19 protein-coding genes are annotated in these 24,664 nt (G+C 32.8%); 6 read left to right on the top strand and 13 right to left on the bottom strand.

The window, feature by feature from the left end; translation table 11 throughout:
• Nucleotides 1-31: 31 nt before the first annotated feature.
• Nucleotides 32-1,189 (bottom strand): MFS transporter, encoded by a 1,158-nt coding sequence (locus E0Z07_RS09690; protein WP_006260722.1) that lies wholly within the window; start codon nt 1,187-1,189, stop codon nt 32-34.
• A 270-nt stretch (nt 1,190-1,459) separates the two neighbouring features.
• Here E0Z07_RS09690 and E0Z07_RS09685 point away from each other — a divergent pair, with 270 nt between their 5' ends.
• Together E0Z07_RS09685 and trmD are read left to right on the top strand one after the other, a co-directional pair.
• The gene (locus E0Z07_RS09685) at nt 1,460-1,792 is read left to right on the top strand and encodes a DMT family transporter (RefSeq protein WP_006260721.1); all 333 of its coding nucleotides are present in this window, start codon (nt 1,460-1,462) and stop codon (nt 1,790-1,792) included.
• Between the two features lie 58 nt (nt 1,793-1,850).
• Nucleotides 1,851-2,534, top strand: coding sequence for a tRNA (guanosine(37)-N1)-methyltransferase TrmD (gene trmD / locus E0Z07_RS09680; RefSeq protein WP_006257005.1), 684 nt, complete (start codon nt 1,851-1,853; stop codon nt 2,532-2,534).
• A 106-nt stretch (nt 2,535-2,640) separates the two neighbouring features.
• Here trmD and E0Z07_RS09675 read toward each other — a convergent pair whose 3' ends face one another.
• Both E0Z07_RS09675 and E0Z07_RS09670 read right to left on the bottom strand, forming a co-directional pair.
• Nucleotides 2,641-3,954, bottom strand: a complete 1,314-nt coding sequence (locus tag E0Z07_RS09675; protein ID WP_006257006.1) for a DUF4374 domain-containing protein — start codon at nt 3,952-3,954, stop codon at nt 2,641-2,643.
• Nucleotides 3,955-3,969: 15 nt separating this feature from the next.
• A complete protein-coding gene (locus tag E0Z07_RS09670; protein WP_006263035.1) occupies nt 3,970-6,471 on the bottom strand; it encodes a TonB-dependent receptor in 2,502 nt (833 codons plus the stop codon).
• Nucleotides 6,472-6,663: 192 nt separating this feature from the next.
• Between E0Z07_RS09670 and E0Z07_RS09665 the strand changes: the two genes are divergently transcribed.
• Together E0Z07_RS09665 and rplS are read left to right on the top strand one after the other, a co-directional pair.
• On the top strand, nt 6,664-7,689 hold the full coding sequence (locus E0Z07_RS09665; protein WP_006257008.1) for a helix-turn-helix domain-containing protein: 1,026 nt from the start codon (nt 6,664-6,666) through the stop codon (nt 7,687-7,689).
• Between the two features lie 154 nt (nt 7,690-7,843).
• Nucleotides 7,844-8,194 carry a 50S ribosomal protein L19 gene (gene rplS / locus E0Z07_RS09660; protein WP_006257009.1) on the top strand — a complete coding sequence of 117 codons (351 nt, stop codon included), beginning with the start codon at nt 7,844-7,846 and terminating at the stop codon, nt 8,192-8,194.
• Between the two features lie 103 nt (nt 8,195-8,297).
• Here the strand turns inward: rplS and E0Z07_RS09655 are convergent, their stop codons facing one another.
• The gene (locus tag E0Z07_RS09655) at nt 8,298-11,981 is read right to left on the bottom strand and encodes a M1 family aminopeptidase (protein ID WP_006257010.1); all 3,684 of its coding nucleotides are present in this window, start codon (nt 11,979-11,981) and stop codon (nt 8,298-8,300) included.
• A gap of 3 nt (nt 11,982-11,984) precedes the next feature.
• Complete coding sequence (locus tag E0Z07_RS09650; protein WP_006257011.1) at nt 11,985-12,860, bottom strand: ABC transporter ATP-binding protein; 876 nt, start codon at nt 12,858-12,860, stop codon at nt 11,985-11,987.
• Between the two features lie 222 nt (nt 12,861-13,082).
• On the opposite strand from E0Z07_RS09650, the gene E0Z07_RS09645 reads away from it, so the two are divergent.
• The gene (locus E0Z07_RS09645; RefSeq protein ID WP_131540608.1) at nt 13,083-14,588 is read left to right on the top strand and encodes a SulP family inorganic anion transporter; all 1,506 of its coding nucleotides are present in this window, start codon (nt 13,083-13,085) and stop codon (nt 14,586-14,588) included.
• 85 nt (nt 14,589-14,673) lie between these two features.
• A complete protein-coding gene (locus E0Z07_RS18015) occupies nt 14,674-14,823 on the top strand; it encodes a hypothetical protein (RefSeq protein ID WP_006266474.1) in 150 nt (49 codons plus the stop codon).
• A gap of 148 nt (nt 14,824-14,971) precedes the next feature.
• Here E0Z07_RS18015 and E0Z07_RS09640 read toward each other — a convergent pair whose 3' ends face one another.
• The 8 genes from E0Z07_RS09640 to E0Z07_RS09605 all read right to left on the bottom strand — a co-directional run bounded on the left by E0Z07_RS09640 (nt 14,972) and on the right by E0Z07_RS09605 (nt 24,652).
• Nucleotides 14,972-15,151: a type II toxin-antitoxin system Phd/YefM family antitoxin gene (locus E0Z07_RS09640; protein ID WP_006257014.1), complete on the bottom strand. Its 180-nt coding sequence runs from the start codon at nt 15,149-15,151 to the stop codon at nt 14,972-14,974.
• A 64-nt stretch (nt 15,152-15,215) separates the two neighbouring features.
• Entirely contained in the window at nt 15,216-15,623 is a 408-nt protein-coding gene (locus tag E0Z07_RS09635) for a hypothetical protein (protein WP_131540607.1), read from the bottom strand.
• A gap of 146 nt (nt 15,624-15,769) precedes the next feature.
• Entirely contained in the window at nt 15,770-16,801 is a 1,032-nt protein-coding gene (locus E0Z07_RS09630) for a PLP-dependent cysteine synthase family protein (protein WP_006257016.1), read from the bottom strand.
• A gap of 81 nt (nt 16,802-16,882) precedes the next feature.
• Nucleotides 16,883-18,943, bottom strand: a complete 2,061-nt coding sequence (locus tag E0Z07_RS09625) for a S9 family peptidase (protein WP_006263028.1) — start codon at nt 18,941-18,943, stop codon at nt 16,883-16,885.
• A gap of 165 nt (nt 18,944-19,108) precedes the next feature.
• Complete coding sequence (locus tag E0Z07_RS09620; protein ID WP_165868448.1) at nt 19,109-20,572, bottom strand: S41 family peptidase; 1,464 nt, start codon at nt 20,570-20,572, stop codon at nt 19,109-19,111.
• A gap of 104 nt (nt 20,573-20,676) precedes the next feature.
• Nucleotides 20,677-22,377 (bottom strand): S41 family peptidase, encoded by a 1,701-nt coding sequence (locus E0Z07_RS09615; RefSeq protein ID WP_131540606.1) that lies wholly within the window; start codon nt 22,375-22,377, stop codon nt 20,677-20,679.
• A 301-nt stretch (nt 22,378-22,678) separates the two neighbouring features.
• On the bottom strand, nt 22,679-23,320 hold the full coding sequence (locus tag E0Z07_RS09610) for a hydrolase (protein ID WP_006260719.1): 642 nt from the start codon (nt 23,318-23,320) through the stop codon (nt 22,679-22,681).
• Nucleotides 23,321-24,109: 789 nt separating this feature from the next.
• The gene (locus E0Z07_RS09605) at nt 24,110-24,652 is read right to left on the bottom strand and encodes an NADPH-dependent FMN reductase (protein WP_006260718.1); all 543 of its coding nucleotides are present in this window, start codon (nt 24,650-24,652) and stop codon (nt 24,110-24,112) included.
• Between the last annotated feature and the right edge of the window lie 12 nt (nt 24,653-24,664).

Here is a 24,664-nt window from a genome sequence, read left to right as displayed (position 1 = left end):
CTTCACTTAGTCTTAAGACTAATTCTTTCTTTTATGATTTCTTATTTGCAGCAAGATATACTACTAGAGATAATAATGCTAAACACATACCTCCTATACATACTCCACTCCATCCAAAAAACTTCCACAAATATAGTCCAAAAGCCGAGCCAAAAGCAGTTCCAAGGAAACTAAATGACATATAGACAGTATTTAATCTATTGCGAGCTTCAGGTAAAAGAGAATAAATACGCGTTTGATTAGATACATGTATAGTCTGTAATCCTAAGTCTATCAAAATAATACCTATAATAAGCCCTATCACTGAAGCACTTGAAAAATAAAATATTACAAAACTTATGAATGTCATGAATATGCCATATAGTATCAACTTTCTAGCTCCTCCTGCTCCCCCTATTTTTCCTACTAAAGGAGCTGCAAAAGCACCACATGCACCTATCAATCCGAACGCCCCAATTACAGCAGAGTCATATCCGAAAGGTTCATTGTGTAAAAGTAATACCATCGTAGTCCAAAAAGTTCCAAACTGAGCAAAAGCTAAAGCTGTTACTCCTGTTGATTCCCTTAATACAGGTTGTTCTTTTATTAAGACAAAAAGAGATTTATATAAGTCTTTGACCTTTCCATTAAAGGTAGGTTTATTATAGGGTAGTCTAATTTGAATCATGATTACGATAATAATACTTACTATAGTAGCTATCCAAAACATACCTCGCCATCCTAACCATACACCTACAAAGCCACTAAGCGTTCTAGAAAACAATATCCCTATAAGTAATCCACTCACTACTGTTCCGATTACTTTTCCGCGTTGCTCATCAGAAGATAAACTAGCAGCTAATGGCAAGACTAACTGAGGGACAATAGAAGTCGCTCCTAAGACAAAGCTAATAATCTGTAATAAAAAGAAATTTTGTACAATTGCAGTTAGGGCTAAAGCAATAGTAGCAAATATTGTTGTTATAATAATTTGTTTTTTCCTTTCGAGCATGTCTCCTAAAGGAATCATTAAAAACATCCCTACAGCATACCCTGCCTGAGTCAGATAGGTAAGTGTTCCTGCTGAAGCTTCAGACACACCAAACTCTTCTGATATCAAAGGAATTAATGGTTGACAATAATATAAATTAGCAACGATTAAACCTGTAATCGCTGCCATAAATAGCACATTTGATTTTGATAAACTCATAGATACAAATTTAAACTAATTCAGATGTAGAAATCTTAAGATAACATAAGAAATTATAATAATTACAGTAAAATTAGAAGTACTACAATAGCCTATCTCTTTAATTTAAATTCATAACTATCAAATAACTTCTTTTCTAATATTCATTATTAGCTTCAATAATCTATATCCATTACTTCTAAGAAAGTAATTTTCAAATCATATATCATAAAGTATTTTGCCTTACACAATTTTAATAGACCTAATAAAAAGCTACTTTTGCATTAAAAAATGAAGAATATACTATTCTTACTTCTTGCTATACTCTTAGAGACTATAGCTACAACTACTCTTAAAGCTAGTGAAGGATTTACTAAACTTGTTCCTACCACTATAACTTTACTTGGTTATGTAGGTGCTTTTTATTTATTGAGTTTGACCTTACGTACTATACCTATTGGAATTGCATATGCTTTATGGTCAGGGATTGGAATTGTGTTGGTCACTATAGCGGCTTACTTTTTATACAAACAAAAACTCGATACTGCTGCTTTAATAGGAATTGCATTTATAATTACAGGAGTCTTAATCATTCAGCTTTTTTCAAAAAGCCAAGCCCACTAATACAATTTTGTAGGTTACAGAATACAATTGTACATTTGCCAAAATATCAAAAGTAATTATGCGCATAGACATTATTTCCGTTTTACCAGAATTAATAGAGAGCCCTTTTCAAGCTTCTATCCTAAAAAGAGCAATAGAGAAGGGACTAGTAGAAGTACATTTTCACAACTTACGTGATTATAGTACTAATAAGCATAAGAATGTAGATGACTACCAATTCGGTGGTGGAGCAGGAATGGTTATGAGTGTAGAGCCGATAGATAAATGTATTACTGCATTAAAAGCCGAGAGAGAATATGATGAAATAATCTATATGACTCCTGATGGCGAAACCTTAAATCAACAAATGGCCAATGGAATGTCTATGCTTAAAAACATTATCATTCTATGTGGACACTATAAAGGAGTAGACCAACGTGTACGTGACCATTTCATCACAAAGGAAATCTCTATAGGAGATTATGTCTTATCTGGTGGAGAGCTAGGGGCAGCTATTTTATGCGATGCTATTATCCGTCTTATCCCAGGAGTACTTTCTAATGAAACTTCAGCATTGACTGATAGCTTTCAAGATAACTTATTAGCCCCTCCTATATACACTAGACCATCTGAATATAAGGGATGGAAAGTTCCAGATGTGTTACTAAGTGGAAACTTCGCTGCTATAGATAAGTGGAGAGAAGATATGGCTTATGAACACACAAAGACAAGAAGACCAGATTTATTAGAGAGAGAAGACTAAATTATCTCTCCACTTCTTAAAATACTTAATAAAAACAGGGATAAATCACATACTGATTATCCCTATTTTCATTGATAAAATGATTTACATTTTATTCTTTTCTATCCTAATATACACCTATATAATACTGATCTACTCCAGTTGTTATTGTTGCTCCTAATTGTCCTTTTTTAGCTGTTGACTTAATATCATAAATGTAAACATTTCCTTTTCCTGAAACAGGTGCTAAAGCAATATAGAACTTTCCTCCTCTTACAACTGATGTCTGATATTGTGTCAACCATAAGTTAGCTGGCACTTCTAAATCCACCGCAGTTTTATTATTTAAGTCTATACGTGCTAATCCCCATGCATGAGTAGTTGTTGGTTTACCATTAGGATCCACTCCCATTTCGATCTCTGGTGCATCAAGTTTCTCATAAGGCATATAACCTATACCATCTCCTATATAAAACCATCCATTACTAGAAACTTTCTTTCCACCTAAGGCACTACCTAAATCGAATTTAAATGTAGTATCATATTTACCATCTTTAATTTTTGCAATATATGTCTTATCAGTTCCATTTACCATTTGAAGAACTTCTTTTTGGTTATTTACATATAAAGTTGGTGTACGATATCCGTTAGTACTTCCTACAACATGCTCTGTTGTGATTACATCCGTTTTAGACAAATTATTTTTATCAACAACTAAAGTAAAAGTTTTATCTGTAGGTTTTCTTTTTCCAGTACTTGGATCATAAAGGCTAACAGCAGCACCATAATAAAGTTTATTATCAACTAATACAGGCGAATCAATCCTACTTATGTAATATCCTTTTTTAGTAAATTCGTCACTAAGTTTAACATTAATTTCTTTTTGTGCTCCTGGCAAAAATGACCATTTATTTAAATCTATAAGAGCAATACTTGCAGTAATTTTATGCCCTAAATAAGCACCTTCTCCATTTTCTCCGGCATGTTGAGGCGCTGCAGTTATATAATGAACAGACCCCATATCTTCATTAATTTTAGTAAATCTACCTGTTTTTGTCCCTAATACAGGAGCAGATTCAATATGACCTACTTGAGTGTAATTTTGTCCACCTTTATGTTCATATTTTCGTAAATCTCCCACAGTATAATTTAAATTATATACATACTTTCCATCTTTTGATACATATATTCGAGAAGTTCGGGATGAAGGCATTTGGAATCCTTTTTTACTAAAACTTATTTCTCCTTCCGTTAGTTTATCTACCCCTTGTAAATAAGTAGCTGACTGTGATCCCGATCCACTAGCATAAGCTAATTGAAATTGCTTACCTTTAAATTCCTCTCCTGTATCTGGGTTAGAATTATCATCAGATGAACATCCTATTGTCATTAATGCTAGCCCTGCAAATAATAATGTGCTTTTAAAAAATTTACGTTTCATAGTATTTATTATATATTAAAAAATTGAATAAGTTACTTTTCCATAAAAAGCTCTTCCTGGTTTCTGCAAACCAAAATTGTCATATATCCTTTGATTAAAAATATTCTTCATATCAAAACTTACTGTTGCTTTTTTATTAGAGAACTGATATATCACTCCAATGTCATTAGGATATTGAGAAGGTATTTCATCTAAATTAGTTCCTCCTACATTAGACCAGTTCCTCAAAAATTTCTTTACATAGTAAACATTGTAATTCACAGAAAAGAAATCTCCTTTCGATAAAACATTATTAAACTTATAACTCAGATTAGCATTTAGTTTAAATGAAGGCTCATTTCTTATCTGCGTTTTGTAGTATAAATATGGATTGCCATCTTTATCAAATTGCTTATTAAATAATACATCAAACTTAGATAGTGCTAGATTGAACGCTAAACGTTGTCTAAAAGAATAGTTTAACTCTATATCAAAACCTCTACTTAATACATCATCTAAATTTTCATACCTAGTAAAGATTCCTTTTGAGTCAATACTCTCCCTAATCATTCCTTTTACATTTCGATAAAAGTAAGTAGCATTTAAGCTCATTGAATGATCTTTAAAGTTAAATGGCCCTGCTATAAACCCTATATTATAGTTTGTGCTTTTCTCAGGATCAAGGCTAAATGAAGGTAATAGATTATCTGCATTACTTCCAAAAAGCTCAGATTCTTCTGGCAAGCGAATTGCCTTTTCTGCAGAACCTAATAAGTACAATGGTTCTAACAATTTGTAAGACACACTTACCCCCACTCCATTATGATCAATACTATTATTTATTTTCTTAGTCTTATATAAATCACCAACTAATGGCTTATTCGTATCTTTATAAGGTTCATTAGAGACTGCCTTCTGATGATATAGTTTATAAAATAAATTGGTTTGAAGCCTATTGTCAAAAAGTTTATTCTCATAGCTAAACGAGAGTATATCCTTAGTCAAATCTCTTGTATTAACTAATCTCATAACAGCTACTGGTTGCAAAACATCAGTTATTCCTCTTTCAAAACTGTTATAGAAATAGTTAACACTCAGCTTATGATTAGTTATAAATTCATACCCTACATTTGCACGAACAACCCAAGATTCATCTTTGTTCTTTTCTAGTGTTTTTTGAGACGCTACTTCTGCACCACTTGTATATTTCAGTGGTTTCCCTAAAGGATCTCTTATTACATTTCCACTCCAATCGTACATATTACCAACTGTATCGATAACTTGTCTAGTTAAATCACTATAAGATAAATCTAGCTTTACCTCTAATCCTTTTACTAATAAATCCTTTTTTTCGTAATTAAGTGTTGCTACATAAGATTCTCTCTTAGTATTTCTATCCCCGTATACATTCTCCATAGTAATACCATGCTGAATCTCTTTTCTATTTCCAGAAACAATGCCTCCAATAAAAAATTTATCCGCCCATTTCACATCTGTGAAACCTACATCTACTTTAGTTCCATAAGATTTATAACCATCGTGAAAACGCCTAGCTCCATTCTTTGGATAACTTACATTTCCTTGATAATCCACATACCTAATATGATCTCCATAGACTTTATAATCATTATCACTATAATTATAAAATGCATTAGCTCTAACAGTCAGTCCATTTTTATCATTTCGATATCCTCCATTGACATTATACTGGTGTGTATTAAAAGAGCCAAAAGAGCCACTAGCACTCAAAGTATTAGTCATTTTCTGTTTTAATACTACATTGATAGCTCCTCCTAAAGCGTCTTGTGATAAATAAGTAGGCACTACACCCTTATATACTTCTATACGCTCTATCAAAGCTGGAGGAATACTGTTCAATGAAAATGAACTACCATAATTACTTGCTGGTACTCCATCTATAAATACCCTCACCGCGTTTCCAGACAAACCATTTAAATTATAATTTACTCTAGAACCTAACCCTCCATCTTGTCTTATTTTAACTCCTGCAGTTCTATCAAGTATTTCATTCGTTTGCAAAGACATCAGAGATGCTTCTTTCATTTCTATAACACTCACTGCAAAACCTTTAGTTTCAAGATCTCGTTTCTCTGTTTTGACTGAAATAAGCATTTCTTCTAGATTGTGTCCTTTAGATTCTTCTACTGTAACCAATAAATTACTTTTAGAATCTTTAAAGTCAATTTTTACTTTAAAATCAACTATTTCCATAGATTTCACATCTAATACATATTGACCATAATCAACATTTTGAATAGAGAACTCTCCTTCATCATTTGTCTCACTATACAAGTTTCCTTTATCTAAGCTAACAACGGCATATGCTATAGGTCTCCCATCTTTTAGTTTTATTACTCCTGATAAAACTCCTTTTTGAGCAACCATGAACATAGGTATAAGTAGCATTAAAATATAAATAACATATTTACTCCAAGTATTATTTCTATAACTACCTAGCACTTCTTTTTCACTCTTTTTTGTACCCCAATATTTTTTTATACTAATGATTCTAAACACCTTTCAATATATTTTTTTTAATAAAAACCATTTTTAATAAGAGGTATACCACTTATTAATTCTGTAATGCAAAATTACTTTAAGCATTAAGCCTTTTATCTTTCAAAAAAGGATAATTAAATACACATCAAGGATTATTTTTATTAAATCTAATTAATATCTATATTTACAATCTTAATTTCATTCTATTATATGCAACTAACTACTAACTATATAGACAAAATAAGCGGTCAACAAACAACAAAGAAAACAGAAGGAGAATCAATTATAGAGTACACAGTTAATGATGGTGATTACTTTCTAGAAAAAACTCAAAAAGTAGGGCGTTACTTTATAACTTACTATGAGTTTATGTTGAATAGCCCCATCACCATTTCTCTATCTCCAAACTCTAAAGGTATTTTAATGCTGTTCTTACTTGAAGGTGAACAACAACTTTCTCATCATCTAATAAGAAAAGTAAATAAAGAGAACTATATGCTTAAAATAGATTCCTCAAAACAAGAAACTCGCTATATTTCCATTTTAATACCTAAAGAGATTATAATAAAACTAAAACAAGATTTATTAATAGATTTTGAAGCTGAAGAACTACCTAGCACTTTAAAACTAGACGATTTAATAAAAAAGAACAAAATCATCTCTCCAGAAATGAAATCCGTAATCACGGATATATGCTCCTGTCAAAGAGATGGTTCATTCAAACAAGTTTATTTAGAAAATAAAATAATAGAGTTACTGTTTCTACAATTAGAATACATCAATCAAGACCAATCAAAATCTTATATATCCAATATAGACATTGAAAGAATGCACTCTGCTAGAAAACTATTGACTCAAAATATTAAACATCCATATACTCTATCAACTCTTGCTAAAAAAGTAGGTACAAATGAATTTAAATTGAAAAAGTATTTTAAAGAACTCTTTGGCTCAACAGTATTTGGGTATCTAAATGAGCACAAGATGAATAAAGCAAAAGAACGATTACAAAATTCAGATATTACAATTTCGGAGCTAGCAGAAGATCTAGGTTATAAATCACAGAATCATTTTAGTACAGTTTTTAAAAAATTTTATGGTTATCCTCCTAGTGATGTAAAAAAAGTTAAAAACATAAATAATAACAGCACACACACTATATACTTATTACCTTTATTCATTATAGAGAAACTTGAAGCTCTAGAGCTTCTTACATTAGGCACATTTATATTATAACGAAATAGAAATCAATAGAATAACAACTATGCTTTTACTTAAAATAATTAGTTATTATTCTGTTTTATTTTTTATATTTGCACTCGATTTTAGACCAACCTCTGGCGAGGTCCGTGTATGTTGTTCTGAAAAATAACTTTTATACATTATTACAATGGCAGATTTAATGAAATTCGTTCAAGACGAATTAGTTGCAAAAAAAGATTTTCCTCAATTCAACGCAGGAGATACTATCACTGTTTACTACGAAATTAAAGAGGGTGACAAAAAAAGAACTCAGTTCTTTAAAGGTGTAGTTATCCAAAGAAGAGGACAAGGTACTACTGAAACTTTTACTATCCGTAAAATGTCAGGTAACGTAGGTGTAGAGCGTATCTTCCCAATCAACATGCCAGCTTTAGAAAAAATCGAAGTTAATCAAAGAGGTAAAGTACGTAGAGCTCGTATCTTCTACTTCAGAGAGCTTACTGGTAAAAAAGCAAAAATCAAAGAAAGAAGAAGATAATCAACTTTCTAAGAGTTATAAAAAAAGAGATTGTACAATGTACAGTCTCTTTTTTTTATGTCAAAAAAAAAGGGAAGAGATAATTAAATCCCTTCCCTATATATTAATTTACACCTTTTCTATTATCATAAGATCTTGTATCGATTAACTTATTATATGGATCGATACCAACCTCTGTTGGCTTCTCATCTACTATAATAGTAAAATCATTCATAATATCTGATACTTTTACTTTTTTCAGATATAAGACTTTCTCTTTACTGTTTTTAGACTTTTCTTTCACATCTTCTTGTGCAAAAATCCCTATTTCTATATAATCTGCTAATGGAAGTGATTTAATTTCTACTCCTTTATCCGATTTGTAGACACGTGTATTCAGATCAGAACCAGCTTTAGTCGTTGCATCCGTATAGCTCTTTTCTCCTTTATCATCAGCTCTATATTTACTTACGATAGCTTTAATTTTCACTTCATACTTACCATTGTCTAACTTTTTTACTTCTGCTTTATCTATATAATTGTCATATAAAGTAATTGTCTCAAACATATCCTTAACTAGGTACTTCAATGAGTCTGGAGTTGCCTCTTTAATATCCGCTACTAACTCAGATGCAGTAGTATAAGGAGCATCTTGAAAAGCTACCTTTTTAATATATCCTTTTAAAACATCATTAAGCTGCTTATCTCCCAGATAATCACTCATCGTATAGAATACTAAAGAGCCCTTTTGATAATGGATATACTGTTGATTCTCATTATACATCAATGCTTTTTCTTTTTTACTCTCACCACTACGTCCTCCTAAGTATCTATCTAATGCTTCTTTCAAGAACTTACGCATCTGTCCTTTTCCATATTCTGCTTCTAATACTTTTAAAGAACTATATTCAGCTAAACTCTCAGACAACATCGTTGCACCTTGGACATTAGCCCCTATCACTTGATGCCCCCACCATTGGTGTGCTACCTCATGTGAAGTTACCGCGAATGGATAATCTACCTTATTATCGGCTTCTTCATCTACTTTAGCAATAAATCCAATAGCTTCTGAGAAGGGTATTGTATTCGCAAATGACTGTCCAAAAGCTCCCATTGAACTAGGAAATTCAATAATACGAACTTGTTTATGTTGGTATGGGCTAAATTCTTTCTCATAATATGCTAGGGACTTCTTCACCCCATTTACCATGCGATCGATATTATATTCATGCCCTTTATGGTAATATATCTCTATATTAATATCATTCCATTTATCGCGCTTCACTTCATATCTAGCAGAATTATAAGCATAGAAATTCAGCATTTTCTGATCCATTTTATAATGGAAATAGCGTCTATCCCCTTCTGTCCACTCTTTCTGTAGGTATCCAGGAGCTATCGCTATTTGATCTGCTGATGTACTTACAGTAGTTTCAAATGTTACCCAATCTGAGTCAGAACTTATATATGTATTTTGTAATGCTTTCTTATCTGTTTGCTCAGCCATGCGCTCTTTTGGTTTTAGACCATACTTTTTACGCACCTCATCATCAGATAACTCAAATCGACTTATGTACCCAAAAGAAGGAAACAACTCACCATTATTAATGAATGTACCATTCTCTAGTACAGAGGAATTACTGCGAATAGCGGTATTTTCTTTATTCTTTACTTCAAACTTAAATACCAATTTTTCTCCATGAGCTAAAGGCTTAGTTAATTTGTATAATCTAATACCAATTACAGTATCATTTAATACTTCTTTTGCTCCATCAACAGTGATGACATTAATATATCTTTTAACATAGTTTACATAAAGGCTATCTACTGCTTTCTCATTCTTGTTCTCTAGTACATACTGTCCTTTTGCTAAAAAGTCCCCTTGTGCTGGATATAAATCAAAATCTACTTTTATATCTATAATACGCGGAAGAGTCATATTCTCATATTTCTTATAAATCTTTTCGTACTCTACCCCTAATAGCTCATTTTCTTTGTCTGAAGTATACTTATTTAATACAGTATTTTCATAGTACAGATATCCACCTAAACTAAAGAATCCTATACCAAAAAGTACAATAACGCTTACTATACCTTTGTTAGCTCTTTTTCTAGCAAAGTATAATCTCTCTTTCAAATTATTCACTATACCTCTTCTCCAGAACAATAATGTCAATCCACTTAATGAAGTAATAAACATTACCCAATAAAGAGCATAGATATAATATCTACTTAGGTTAGAACCAAAACCATTCATATCAGAATAGGGTGTTCCTGGTAGTTTATTAAAAAAGAAGATACGTTGCTCAATACCTAACTTTGACAATTGTCCTCCAAATAAGAAGAACACAAATAAAACAAAGAATCCTACTAGATAGTTTCTAAAATAAGTTTGAACCGCAATAGCTAAACCTGCCCAAATCATATACCATATCCAACTTATTCCTATTAACTCTTTAAAATAAAGTCCTATCTCAAAGTTGTAATAACCATTGTGTATTTGTACAATAATCCCTCCTATCATAATAACTAATAACAAGAATAACTGTACTACTATTAAACTTATAAACTTAGAAAAGAAGAATACATAGTTAGGAGTTGGAGTAGCATCTATTAATAAGTCCATTCTTGACAACTTTCCTCTATGTACTAATAACCCTGCTCCTAAGAAAGTAATAATGATGATGACCAACTGAAATGTAGATCCTGGTATTCCTAACATCAAGCGAGTAACTGGATATACTGTAGTCCCATATAAGGAAGTCGCTGAAGAAGAGACTAACAACATCATTAAAACACCTAATCCCACAAGGATCATAAACACTTTATTCTTAGCTAAATATTTTATCTCTCCTTTAGCGAAACTAAATATATTACTCCACTGTGTTCCTAATGAAAAGTTATAGCTAACCTTAGGTAATTCAATACGTACTATTCCTCCGAAATTATTCTTCGTCACGCGTTCTGATTTCTTAGACTTTCTACTAAAAGTAAATGCTTGCTGTGTAAACGTAAAGAACTTTGCAAGCCCCCCTAAGAACAATAAAGATACCGCTAACCAAATTCCTCTATTTAATAGATACCACTTTTCTATAGGAAGATTATTATTGTTTATCTCATCCACTGTCCAGTATTCAGTATAATATCTTAAAGCCGAACTTCCTGATGGATCTAATAAAGCGACTAACTCTTTATTATCCATATCTTTTCCTAAGCCCCCTAATACCCCTTGTATAATCAATAATATAACCATAGAGACAAAACCGATATACACGCTTCTAGACATTGTCACTACAACAAATACAATACTACCAAAGAATAACATATTAGGAATAATAGTCAATAAATACACCTGTACATAACTCCAAAGCACATTCTCTCCTAATAAATTAGGATTAGCCCACGGTAGTAATGTCGCAAGAAATATACCAATACCTATCGTTAAACTAATGAATAAGGTTACTAAAAATGAACTTAAGAATTTTCCTGCTAAATATTCTCTTTTAGAAAAAGGATACGAGAATAGAATATGATGTACTTCATAACGAAAATCTCTATAAATAGAAGCCCCGATAATAGAAGGAAATAAGAAATAAAGTAAATTATTAAAACCTTCTATAAAATTAGCCAATACATAAGGTGAATTAAACTTCATTAGAGAACTAGACGTTACTTTCACTACATCAAAAACTCCAACGGCACTAGCCATACTTAAAAAACCTAGCAAAAAGAATAACACTAGGTATAGATAAAATACCCAATTCTTTAACCAGCGTTTTATTTCAAATGAAAAAATAGTTCCAAACATCGTTTATCCGTTTTTAAGTGCCACAAAATAAACATCTTCTAAACTTGGCTGTACTGATACAAAACCTGCTTCTGTAAGCGAATCCTCTGAATACACTCTAATGTTTAGCTTATTATCTTGATTATATTTTCCAGACAGTATCATAAGCTCCTTATTCAGTTCTTCTGCTACTTCACGAGTAGTTTCTCTAGTCCAGATCTTACCTTCCAATTTCTGTTCAGCTTGCTTAGGTGTACTTCTTTCTAATAGATTTCCTCCATTTAGAATAGCCATCTCATGACATAGCTCATTTACATCATCTACGATATGGGTCGAGAATATCACTGTATTATTATTACCGATCTCTCTAAGTACATTTAAGAAGCGGTGTCTCTCTGCAGGATCTAGTCCAGCTGTAGGTTCGTCTACTATAATTAACTTAGGATCATTTAATAACAACTGAGCAATCCCAAAGCGTTGTTTCATACCTCCTGAATATCCACTCACACTTTTACGACGAACTTCATAAAGATTCGTTACTTCTAATACTTTCGTTACTATTTCCTTTCTTTCAGCAGCTTTTGATATCCCTTTTAATCGAGCGAAATAATCTAATAGATCTACTGCTGACATATTAGGATATACACCGAAATCTTGTGGTAAGTACCCCAACAGTTTTCTGAACTCACTTTGTTGTTCTAATATATTAATATCGCCGAAGTGAATTGTTCCACTATCTGGTTTTTGAAGAGTAGCGATGGTACGCATCAGAGATGACTTACCAGCTCCGTTAGGTCCTAACAGACCGAACATCCCTGCTCCTATCTCTAAGTCTAAATTATCTATTGCTTTAACCCCATTTTTATAGGTCTTGTTCAAGTTTTTAATAACTAATTTCATAATCACATTTTTGGTTCTATATCATAAGTAGCAAAAACTATAATTATGTTACATTATTTTTTAATCTTTTTTTAACAAGTATATTTTTACCTATTATTTACAACGATACATAATACTAAGCATATCACGCCTTCATTGACTTTAAAAGATAATTTCTATTATTTCAATCAATATAACTTTATCATTTATACCTTACTTTTACACCTTCTAAACACCTATTAAATGTTACAACGCTTATTTGGTTTACAAAATCAAAACATCAGAATTCAAAGTGAAATACTAGCTGGGCTAACCGTAGCTATGACCATGATACCAGAATCACTGTCTTTTGCCATACTAGCTGGCTTACATCCATTAACAGGATTATACGCTGCCTTTCTTATGGGGATTATAACAGCTGTTTTTGGAGGAAGACCAGGTATGGTCTCAGGAGGAGCTGGTGCTACTATCATTGTCATGATATCACTTATTGCTATGTATGGAATAGAGTACTTATTCGCAGCTGTAGTATTAGCTGGTATTATACAAGTATTAGTAGGAGTGCTTAAGTTAGGAAGGTTTGTACGATTCATACCTCAGCCTGTCATGTATGGGTTCTTGAATGGATTAGCTATTGTAATATTCTTTGCACAAATAGCCCAATTCAAAATTAATATAGAGGGAGTTAATACATGGCTTAACGGAATGGCTCTATACATAATGATAGGATTAACCCTATTAACCATACTAGTTGTAACTATCTTTCCTAAAATCACTAAGAAAGTACCTGCTACTCTTGTTGCTATAATTGTAACTACAGCAGTTGTGTTTTTCTTCCAAGTAGACACTCGAAAAGTTATGGACATCGCTCATATCAGTGGTAGCTTACCTAGCTTTCATATTCCTTCACTCCCTTTTACACTAGAGACTTTACAGATCATCTTGCCCTTTTCTCTGGTTATGGCAGGAGTAGGTTTAGTAGAATCTTTACTAACCTTAAGTATCGTAGACGAAATCACCAATACAAAAGGGAATAGTAATAAAGAATCTATTGCTCAAGGTATAGCTAATATCACAAATGGATTCTTTGGAGGTATGGGAGGTTGTGCCATGATAGCACAGACTTTAGTTAACTTAGATGCAGGAGCTAGAAGTAGGCTAGCTGCTATTATTGGCTCGCTTACCATCTTAGTTATTATACTAGTTGGCGCTCCTATCATTGAACAGATACCTCTAGCTGCATTAGTAGGAGTGATGATGATTGTTGCGATTACTACATTTAAGTGGGTATCCTTTCAGTTAGTTACTAGAATGCCTAAAGCTGATATCTTTGTTTTATTTCTAGTTACTATTATTATTGTAATCACACATAACTTAGCCTTAGCTGTACTAATCGGTGTTATCGTTTCTGCTTTAGTATTTGCTTGGGACAATGCCATACGTATACGAGCTAGAAAATCTTTTGACCCTCACGGCAATAAAGTCTACGCTATTTATGGTCCATTATTCTTTGGGAGTACAACTTCTTTTATTGAGAAATTTACTCCTCTTACAGACACTCCTGTGATATACTTAGATTTTAAAGAATCTAGAATAGTAGATATGTCTGCGATAGAAACCTTGAAAAAACTAATCGATAAATATCAAGAACAAAACAAACAAATCTTACTTATCAATGTCAATGCTGAAAGCAAAAGATTGTTAATCAATTCTAAGCTTTTCAACAGTAACTTATTAGAAAACAATTAGATTGATATAATCCAGTAGCCTATTATCAGAGTTAATTCTTTATATTTGAGCTTAAACCACTACAATTTTAAAAAACACTATTATTATGCTAAAAATATCACTATCTGTATTACTTGCTATTCTAGGAGGTTATCTTATTTTTTTAGGATTAAACAATGATATGTTGCCTCCAACCATTACAGGAATAGGATTCTTTATAATTGCTATTATATTTAATCTACCTAAAGATAAATAATAAAGGACTACCTCATCCGTTATCCTTTTCTATTCTAGATTATTAGACATTGATAGTATCAAATGATACTATCACCTATAAAAAAACACCTCATTAGAGGTGTTTTTGTGTAAAACATTTCTTATTTCAAGCTGTTTACATAATCTCTTTAATTTGGGGATAACTCGCAGTCAATACCTTTTAATGAATTATATTCTTCGATAGGAATAATAACGATTCCATTATGTTCGTTTTCATTTACGATTAACTCATTACCACTGTCCATTACATAGTCTACATAAGTAGTTACATCCTCTGTAAAGTCACTAAAACTAATTACTTTATTCATTTTTTAATCTTTTGAAGATACTAATACAAGTATTAGACCAAAAAATTAACATTCATAAAAAAAATTACAATTTAAATTTAAATCCTCTTGGAGCCAAGAGTTTATCTTCATCATACATATTTAAATATAATACTACTGTATCTCGTTGTCCCTTAACATATACTGCATACTTATCTAAAAGTCCTTTTCCATTAATAAAGCCATTGGGAGTCTCAAAATGGCAACAACTTCCTATTCTATAAAAAGACAAGTCATTTCCTTTTAAATCAGTTAGATCATCTAAGTACTCTCTCTGATTTTTAGGCCCTTCATTTGTCTTTACCCCTCCTACTTTTATAGGATTCTCAGGTGTGTAGCCATACTCAAAAGTTCCTATCTCATTCACAGTAGTTACCTTGTTTTCTAATACTTGCTTAGATTTACAACTCACCCCAACAAGAATTAACAAAACGAAAAACACAGACTTTCTCATAATAAACTGATTTAAAGAATATTTACATCTCTAAGATACAGAAAATAAATAGACATTGAACTATGTGAAAACAATTACAGAGCTACCAAAAATAAAAAAACACCTCATCCTAAAGAGAGGTGTTTTCTATATTTTAGTAGAGTGAATTACTTGATATAAGTAATCTCATTTTTAGGTTCTCCATCTAAGAAGCCTTGTTGCTCCATCCATGCATCACTATAGATCTTACTCATATAACGAGAACCATGGTCTGGGAATAACATAACTACTACACTATTCTCGTCAAATGCTCCTTCTGCAGCATATTGTCTTGTAGCTTGTAGTACAGCACCTGAAGTATATCCTAAGAATAATCCCTCTGTGCGTGCCAACTCACGTGCTGTTTGTGCAGCATCTTTATCCGTTACCTTCATAAACTTATCGATAACAGAGAAGTCTGTAGCAGTTGGGATTAAGTTTTTTCCTAATCCTTCTATCTTATAAGGAGCTATCTCATTAGGGTCAAGTTCTCCTGTCTCGTGATATTTCTTTAATACAGAACCATAAGCATCTACACCTAAGATTTGAATATTTGGATTCATCTCTTTTAAGAAACGAGCTGTACCAGATATAGTACCTCCCGTACCTGAACAACATACGAAGTGTGTAATCTTACCTCCTGTTTGTTCCCATATCTCAGGTCCTGTAGATAGATAGTGTGCTTCTGTATTTAGCTCATTAAAATATTGATTGATATAAATAGAGTTTGGTGTTTCTTTCTGCACCGTCTTCGCTACCTCATAGTATGAACGAGGATCATCAGCCGCTACATTAGCAGGACATACATATACCGTAGCTCCCATCGCACGTAGCATATCTATCTTATCTGGAGAAGACTTATCACTCACAGATAAGATACATTTATATCCCTTAATAGCACTCACCATCGCAATACTAAATCCTGTATTACCTGATGTAGTCTCTACGATAGTACTACCTGGCTTTAATATTCCTTTTTTCTCAGCTGCCTCGATAATGTGCATTGCTATTCTATCTTTTGCAGATTGTCCAGCACTGAAAGCTTCTACTTTACCATAGAAATTCCCTTTTAACTCTTTTGTTGCTTTACTCAATTTTACAATTGGCGTTTTCCCTACAAGAGCCAATACATTATCATACGCTTGAATTTCTTCTTTCATAATATCTTATTTACTATGGATAGATGTTCTTTATCTCATCTACCACTGTTATCTAACAAATTTACTAAAAAAACAAAGAGACTACTCTTTTATCCCTTCTAAATCGAACATGAAAGCAAACTCTTTTGCTACCTCTTTTAAAGCCTCAAAACGTCCTGAAGCTCCTCCATGTCCTGCCTCCATATTCGTGTCTAAATACAGTTGCTTATCATTCGTTTTCATCACACGTAACTTCGCTACCCACTTCGCTGGCTCCCAGTATTGCACTTGAGAATCGTGTAACCCTGTTGATACATACATATTCGGATAATCTTGAGCGACTACATTATCTATCGGAGAATACGACAGCATATAGTCATAATACTCTTTCTCATTCGGATTTCCCCACTCGTCATACTCTCCTGTTGTCAATGGTATTGTATCATCCAGCATAGTTGTCATCACATCTACGAAAGGTACTTGAGCAATAACTCCATTGTATAAATCAGGGCGTTTATTCACCACTACTCCCATTAATAAACCTCCTGCTGAGCCACCTTCTGCATATAAATGTTCTGGAGAAGTATATCCTTCAGCAATCACGTGCTCTGAACAAGCGATAAAATCGTCAAATGTATTCCACTTCTCTAATAGCTTACCATCTTCATACCATTGACGTCCCATATCTTCACCTCCGCGAATATGCGCTATCGCATAGATAAATCCTCTATCTAATAAGCTTAGACGAGTAGTAGAGAAATAAGGCTCCATCGAATATCCGTATGATCCATATGCATATTGTAAGAATGGATTAGTACCATCTTTCTTCATCCCCTTTTTATACACGATAGACATCGGAACTTTCACTCCGTCTTTTGCAGTTGCCCAAATTCGTTCTTCTACATAATTATTCTTATCGAAAGTCCCTAATACTTCTTGTTCCTTCTTCACTTCTTTCTCACGCGTACGCATATTAAAGTCGATTACAGAAGAAGGCGTATTCATAGACTGGTATCCATAGCGTAGTATCTCTGTATCGAAGTCTAAATTCGTACCTGTATACGCATTATATGTTTCACTCTCAAATGGTAGATAATATGCCTCTTGGCTATCATCCCAAGGTTGAATCTTCAAATGAACTAATCCATTAGATCGCTCTGAGATCACTAAGTAATCTTTAAAGATGTCCACTCCTTCTAACAGCACCTCTTCTCTGTGTGGGATAAGCTCTACCCAATGCTCCACAGCAGTCTTATCTTCAGGACAACGCATCAACTTAAAGTTATCTGCCTCATCTAGATTTGTCATAATATAGAAATGCCCATCGTAGTGTGAGATATTATACTCTACCTCACGCACTCTCTCTTGGAATACCCTAAACTCTCCATCAGGATTATGAGACTCTAAGATTCTGTACTCACTTGTCAGCGTACTCTCACTTCCTATCACTAAATACTTGCGCGATTTCTCTTTAAAGATATGAGTATCAAAAGTATCATCCTCTTCGAAGTACACCATCACATCCTCTGTGATAGCAGTTCCTAATTTGTGTTTATAGATTTTATCTGCACGCAGTGTTACCTCATCTTTACGAGAGTAAAACAAAGTCTTATTATCAGCAGCCCAAGTAGAACTACCTGTTGTTTTCTCTATCGAGATAGGAGATATTTCTCCTGTCACTAAGTTCTTTACTTGTAGTGTGTATTCTCTACGAGATACAGTATCTACCCCAAAAGCAACCCATTGGTTATCTTCTGATACATTAATCCCTCTTAAATGAAAATAAGAATGTCCTTCTGCCATCACATTACAGTCAAACATGATCTCTTCATCAGCCTCTAAGCTTCCTTGTTTACGAGAAAATATAGGGTAATCTTTTCCTTTCTCAAATCGAGTGATATAATAATATCCGTTGTAGAAATAAGGTACAGAACTATCGTCTTCTTTTATTCTGCTCTTCATCTCTTCAAACAAGTCTGCTTGGAAAGCCTTAGTATGTGCAGTCTGTCCTTCATAGTATGCATTCTCAGCATTTAGGTAATCGATCACTTCTTGATCTTCTCTATCGTTTAACCAGAAGTAGTTATCGATACGTGTATGATTGTGTGCTGTTAACTCGTGAGGTCTCACTGTAGCTATTGGCGCTTGTATATCTTTATTCATTTTCAAATGTTAAAACACAAAAGTAAGGTTTTAATATTTAAATAAATGTTAGCATGGTTTAAATGAATACTAATGACCTACTCGTCCATTTATTGACTCAACTGAGTAGAAACAAAAAAGCCAAAGACTCCCATCTTTGGCTTTTCTATATCGTTGTATTAATCTCTATTTCTTCAAGAGTTCTAATGCTAAATTCATCTCAGCATCTTGTGCTTGCTGTAATCCCTTTTGGAAATCATCTGCTTTAATAGTATGATTAGGCAATACTCCTCTACAAGTGCGATCTTTATTTGCTATTGCATTAAAGAATACCTCACTTCTAGGCAATGATAATACAGATTCTGTATTCGGTAATTTATAACTTAAAAACCAGGCTGCCGTTGTAAAGTCACTACAACTTCTAGTCTCATGACCTACGATATCACCACGCTTATTCAATTGGAACAAATGTGCAAAATAAGCTGCTGCTGATACAGTATTATTATTTGACAATAAAACTACTTTACCTGTAAACGCATTTTTATCCTGTGGGTAATTCTCTACATAAGAATCGTCTAGACGACTGTTTCCATAATAAAACTGATCTTCTTCATTATAATCAAATCGCTGACTCATAAAGTTGTCTTGGCTAATAATATCAGCTGTATTTGCCAACTTACCATTTCCATCCAATAGATTCTCTTTCATATTCACTTTAGGAACTCTAGTCGCATATTTATAAATATTTTTAAAACTCTTCTCTGGACTAATAAAAGAATAAAACAAAGGAATATTAGACAATAGACCTCCTCCATTATCACGAATATCAACCACTAGCTTTTTAATATTCTTGTCTTTGATGTCTTGAAATACGTTGTTCAAGATATAATAAGCATATGTCTCTGATACACTAAATGTTGTTATTTTCAAAATATAAGTATCATCATTTAATGGATATCCATAGATCCCTTTAGAGAAGGCAACAGTACTCAGTGGTAGAACACTCTTCTGAGCATGATACTCATAGTCATTAAAGTTCACTGCTTTCAGCGTTATCGTCTTAGGGGTTGCCTCCACAGTTTCTTTATACTCAATGATAAACTCTTTGGCTTCTGGAAATATTAAAGAAGCATAATTAGAGAAATTCTTATTAGAACTAGCCTCTACTCCTCCATCTACCTTATTCGGTATTTTATTCAATAAGTCAGCAATACTTACATTATTTACTTTGATAATCTCAGCTCCCATCGGGATATCTAGAGTGTACTGATTAACGAACACTCTATTGTCATATACACTAGTCGCAATAGGAAAGAAATGACTGACCTTAATATAATCCTCATAAATAATATCATCCATCTCAATACTTGAATGAGCATCACGTATTAATGCAACAGGGTTACATAAGACAAAATTCTCTAAAATTGGCTTTTGCTCTAAAGTATGACGTAGTTCCTTTACCTTCTTATCAAATTCTTTTTCTGTTATAAATCGAAATGGATTAGGATGCTGTTCTTTTATTGCCTTAACTACAAAATCAAAATCAGCTAAGTAATTATCTTTAGTAAAGTCTTTCACTTTTTTCTGCCCAAATGCAAAAACCTGTAAAAATAAAACCATTATTACTATAATACCTCGAAGTTTTATCATGTTTTTATTTATTTAAATATCAAAAAGCAAATATAATAACTTAACTAACCTCATCTAAAGAATATTTTTAATTAATCTAAAAAAACACTCTTTAGCAGTTTGTCTTACTTACCTAAACTCTTTTTATTAATTAAGTCCACTGCGTACTGTATCATCCCATACGCATTATAATCATTTGCTGATTCAGATACTATATGATCTATCTTTAAACCATTTCGGTGCACATTATACTCTTTATCATTTGGGTAGAAAGCTCCATAACCTGAGAAGTCTATTGTAGTATCATCTTTTAAAAGTACCCGTACACGATTAGTCACAGCTCCTCCTGTCTGCTTACCTATAGTAATACATCTTGGTGCCTGCTGAATCCCCATTCCCATATATTCAGCAGCACTCAGCGTAGTATGATCCACAAGTAGGACTACAGTTCCTTTATAATAATCTTTATTCTCATTGCCCGCCTTGAAAGGATCTATAATCTTAGCAATGCCCACCTTACTATCCCATTCTCCTAACGCTGGCCCATACCAACCTAATGCTTTAAAAAAAGTAGTTCTATGAGGTAATAGGTAAGATGTAATAAGCTCTGGGCTTATATTCTCAGGATAATTACGTAGATCTAAGATAATACTCTGCTTACTACTATTAGCCTTAAAGAAACTCTTCAGTCTTTTCTTTGTCGCTCTACCTAGATGAAGATATCCTATATCATCACCTAACTCAGGAGCTTTCTGTTCTTTAAAAAGTGACTTTATTGTTTTAAAATTCTTAAACTCTTCTCCCTTTAATAGAGGAACCGTTCTTTCTATAATCTCTCCACTTTTCTTTTTTATACTTACTGTCATTGATTCTTGATCTCCTAAAGCAGGAAAATAAAAACTCTCAAATCTTTTTAAATAATTGGGATTAGATACACTTACATATTTTCCTATTGTACTTTCTCTATAGTCCTTTACAGACTTTCCTTCGACTCTAAAAATCACATCTCCTAGCTCTATATTACTCTCTTTAGCCTCGATAGGGTCATAAATAGTCGTTATCACTAAGGAGTCATTTATATTTTTGGTTCCATAGGTACTAAAACGTTTAACTTTAGTATTCAGATAATAGCTTGCTTGATAGTCACTATGTGAATCATTTAACTTTACGAAAAGCTCATCTTTCAGATACTCAAATTCTATTCCTTCAGTCGTATTAAACCTCGGAACGAACTCAGTCAACACCTCATCCCATGGTGTATCAGCTAGATATATATTCACATTCCCATAACGGATACTATTCCAAAAAGAAGATAAAAACAGCATACGGTGGCTTTCATTCCCATTGCTAAAATTAGGCAACGCCTTTTCGTGATCAAATTTTACGATAGAAGATATTTTACGATTAGTTAGATAATACTTACCATAATTAGTATTGTCTTTTAAGTCTGTCAAAATAGACTTTAATTCCTTATCATAGAGGTCACTGTTTATCCATTCAAACCTAGCATTAACTGTAAATAATTTATCTTCACTTACTTTAATACCATCCTTTTTTAGAGGATGTTTAGAAGAGTCAAACTGTTTTATCCATTGCTTTAAGAAGGTATTTAAAGCCTCTTCGTTCTTTATCGTTTCTAGAGTAGTATATGCTTTTAAGAATTCTTGATCCATATCATAACCACCTCTACTTACATTAGGATGTTTATACTTGACTAATCCCCATACATATATTAGACTTTCAGAACTTACCTCTTTCAACTCTCTTTGCTGAGCAAAAGAAACAGTACAAATCAATAGTGTAAACAGTGCAAAAAATTTCTTCATTATATCATTAGTTAGATGTTTAGTATCTAAATATATTGATAACTCCACAGAGCTTTTAAGCTATTAACACTAAAATAACTTTGCTATTTACTGTCAATCAATCACCTATAAAAGAGAAAAGGTCAGAAACATACGTCTCTGACCTTTTCGAAAATAACTGAATAACTAAATAACTCCACACCTTACAGTGTGTATAAACCTCGTTTTTTGAAAGCGATTAGAGCTTGTGTTTTATTGACTTATAACGCTAATAAAAAAGTAAATAAACACACGTATTCTAACCTCTATGTACAGCTAATGATTACTCCGCTAGATCATATCCAAACTGAATACCTGCTGTACCTCCTAGTTCTGTAAATAACTTCATGAATCCTTCTGCAGTTTCTGTACGATTCCAGTCACGTTGTAATTCACAGAATAACTGTACTACGCTAATTGGTTTAGCACCTGCCTGTACCATTCTCATAATCGCAGCATCATGTGCCTCTTTAGATGTACCTCCTACAGCATCTACCACGATATATACCTCATATCCTTCTTGTAACGCATCCATCACTGGGAATGTAAGACATGCTTCTGTCCACAGTGCTGTCATGATTAATTTTTTTCTACCTGTAGCTTTTACAGCCTCTACGAACTCCTTATCTTCCCATGAGTTAATCGTCGTTCTATCATAAGAAGGCACGCCTTCTAAGTGTTTTCTTAGTTGAGGAACAGTCTCTTTATTTAATCCTGTTTTTACATTCACTGTAGATAGAATAATAGGCATATCATACAGTTTAGCTGCATTTACAGTTCCTCTAATATTGTTTAGTAGTAACTGTCTATCCATAGAAGCGATAGAATTTACTTGTACTGGTTGATAATCAATAACGATTAATGCTGCGTTCTCACCTGTTAATAAGTGATCTTGTTTTTTGTCTCTAATTGGTAAACTTGCCATAACTTTATTTTTTTACTATTTAATCATGATGCATTCACTTCTAGTCTCTCTGTCTTATAGTCTCTCTTTTATTGGAGATAAAACAGTGTTCGCTAGAAGAAAATGAAATGTTATACACTGTAACAAAAAAAGAATACAGACTGTATTTATAAGGCCTTTTATAAATTCAATAAATGATAGTCTAACTCCCTTTCTGATTACAAGTATAAAATTATCACATCCTCTCCCAAAACCACTTAACCTAGATTAACAAAGGATTTTTAAGCAACTTTACTACTATGCTTACACTGCTAAAATCCTCCTTTATCTCTTCTACCGCCCTCTATTATATGACTTAATATTCTATTCTTATCCTATTCTTTTGTTTACAGCACATTCTAGGAGAATAGTTGATATACAAAAGAAGCATTCTTCGACAAACAAGTCCTCCCCTCCACTAATCTCGAGGTATTGTCCATGAATTGTCGAAGGAATTCGCTCCAAGTGCCATAAATACTACGGTCAGCAGGTATAATACATAATGAGGTACAACACACATAAAACACATAACAAACTAATAAACAATAACTTAAATTAAAAACAGCAATTAATAGGTTTAAAAAAAACAGGTATCTTTTTTCGATTAGATAGTTCAATACCCATTAAATTAGGCTGAAAAACAAAAAAAAGTATCTTCTAAAAAGACTTTTAAGTATATAAATTGCCCAAAAAAGAAATTAAAAAACAAAAAAAAGGTCAAAGATTATCTCTTTGACCTTTTATATTATTCACTAAGTATATATCCTTACTTTATACAGCTACTTCATTTAATTCACTTCTATACTTTTCGATTTTCTCTTTTAGTTCTGCTGCGAGCTCACCATTTATAATACCATTCACCTCATCAAAATTTTCATAATACTTAGGCAATGCAAAGCTGTCCTTTACTTGTCCTCCAAAAGAAGGAAACACCGTCTTAGCAAGGTTTAATGAATTCTGACCTCCATATCCTCCTGGTGAAGTAGACATTAAGAACATCGGTCGCTCTTGGAATAGCTTTAACTCTATTCTAGAACACCAATCAAACAAGTTTTTAAAACAAGCTGTCCAGTTGCGATTGTGTTCTGACATAGAACAGATGATAGCATCAGACTGCTTTATCTTTTCTAAGAATAACTTCGCTCCTTCTGGAAAACCTTGTTTCTCTTGATCTACAGAAAATGGAGGTACTTTATAGTCATTCAGATCTATCACTTCCACTTCTCCTGCTGGGAACAAAGGCACGGTATACTCAACTAACTTTTTATTAATAGAAGTACTCGATGTACTTGCTGCAAATCCTAATATTCTCATAGCTTATTTATT

This window comes from Myroides odoratimimus (genome assembly GCF_004337635.1).
Lineage (GTDB): Bacteria > Bacteroidota > Bacteroidia > Flavobacteriales > Flavobacteriaceae > Flavobacterium > Flavobacterium odoratimimum.
Note: the sequence above shows the minus strand (reverse complement) of the source record. Positions and strands in the feature narration are given on the sequence as shown.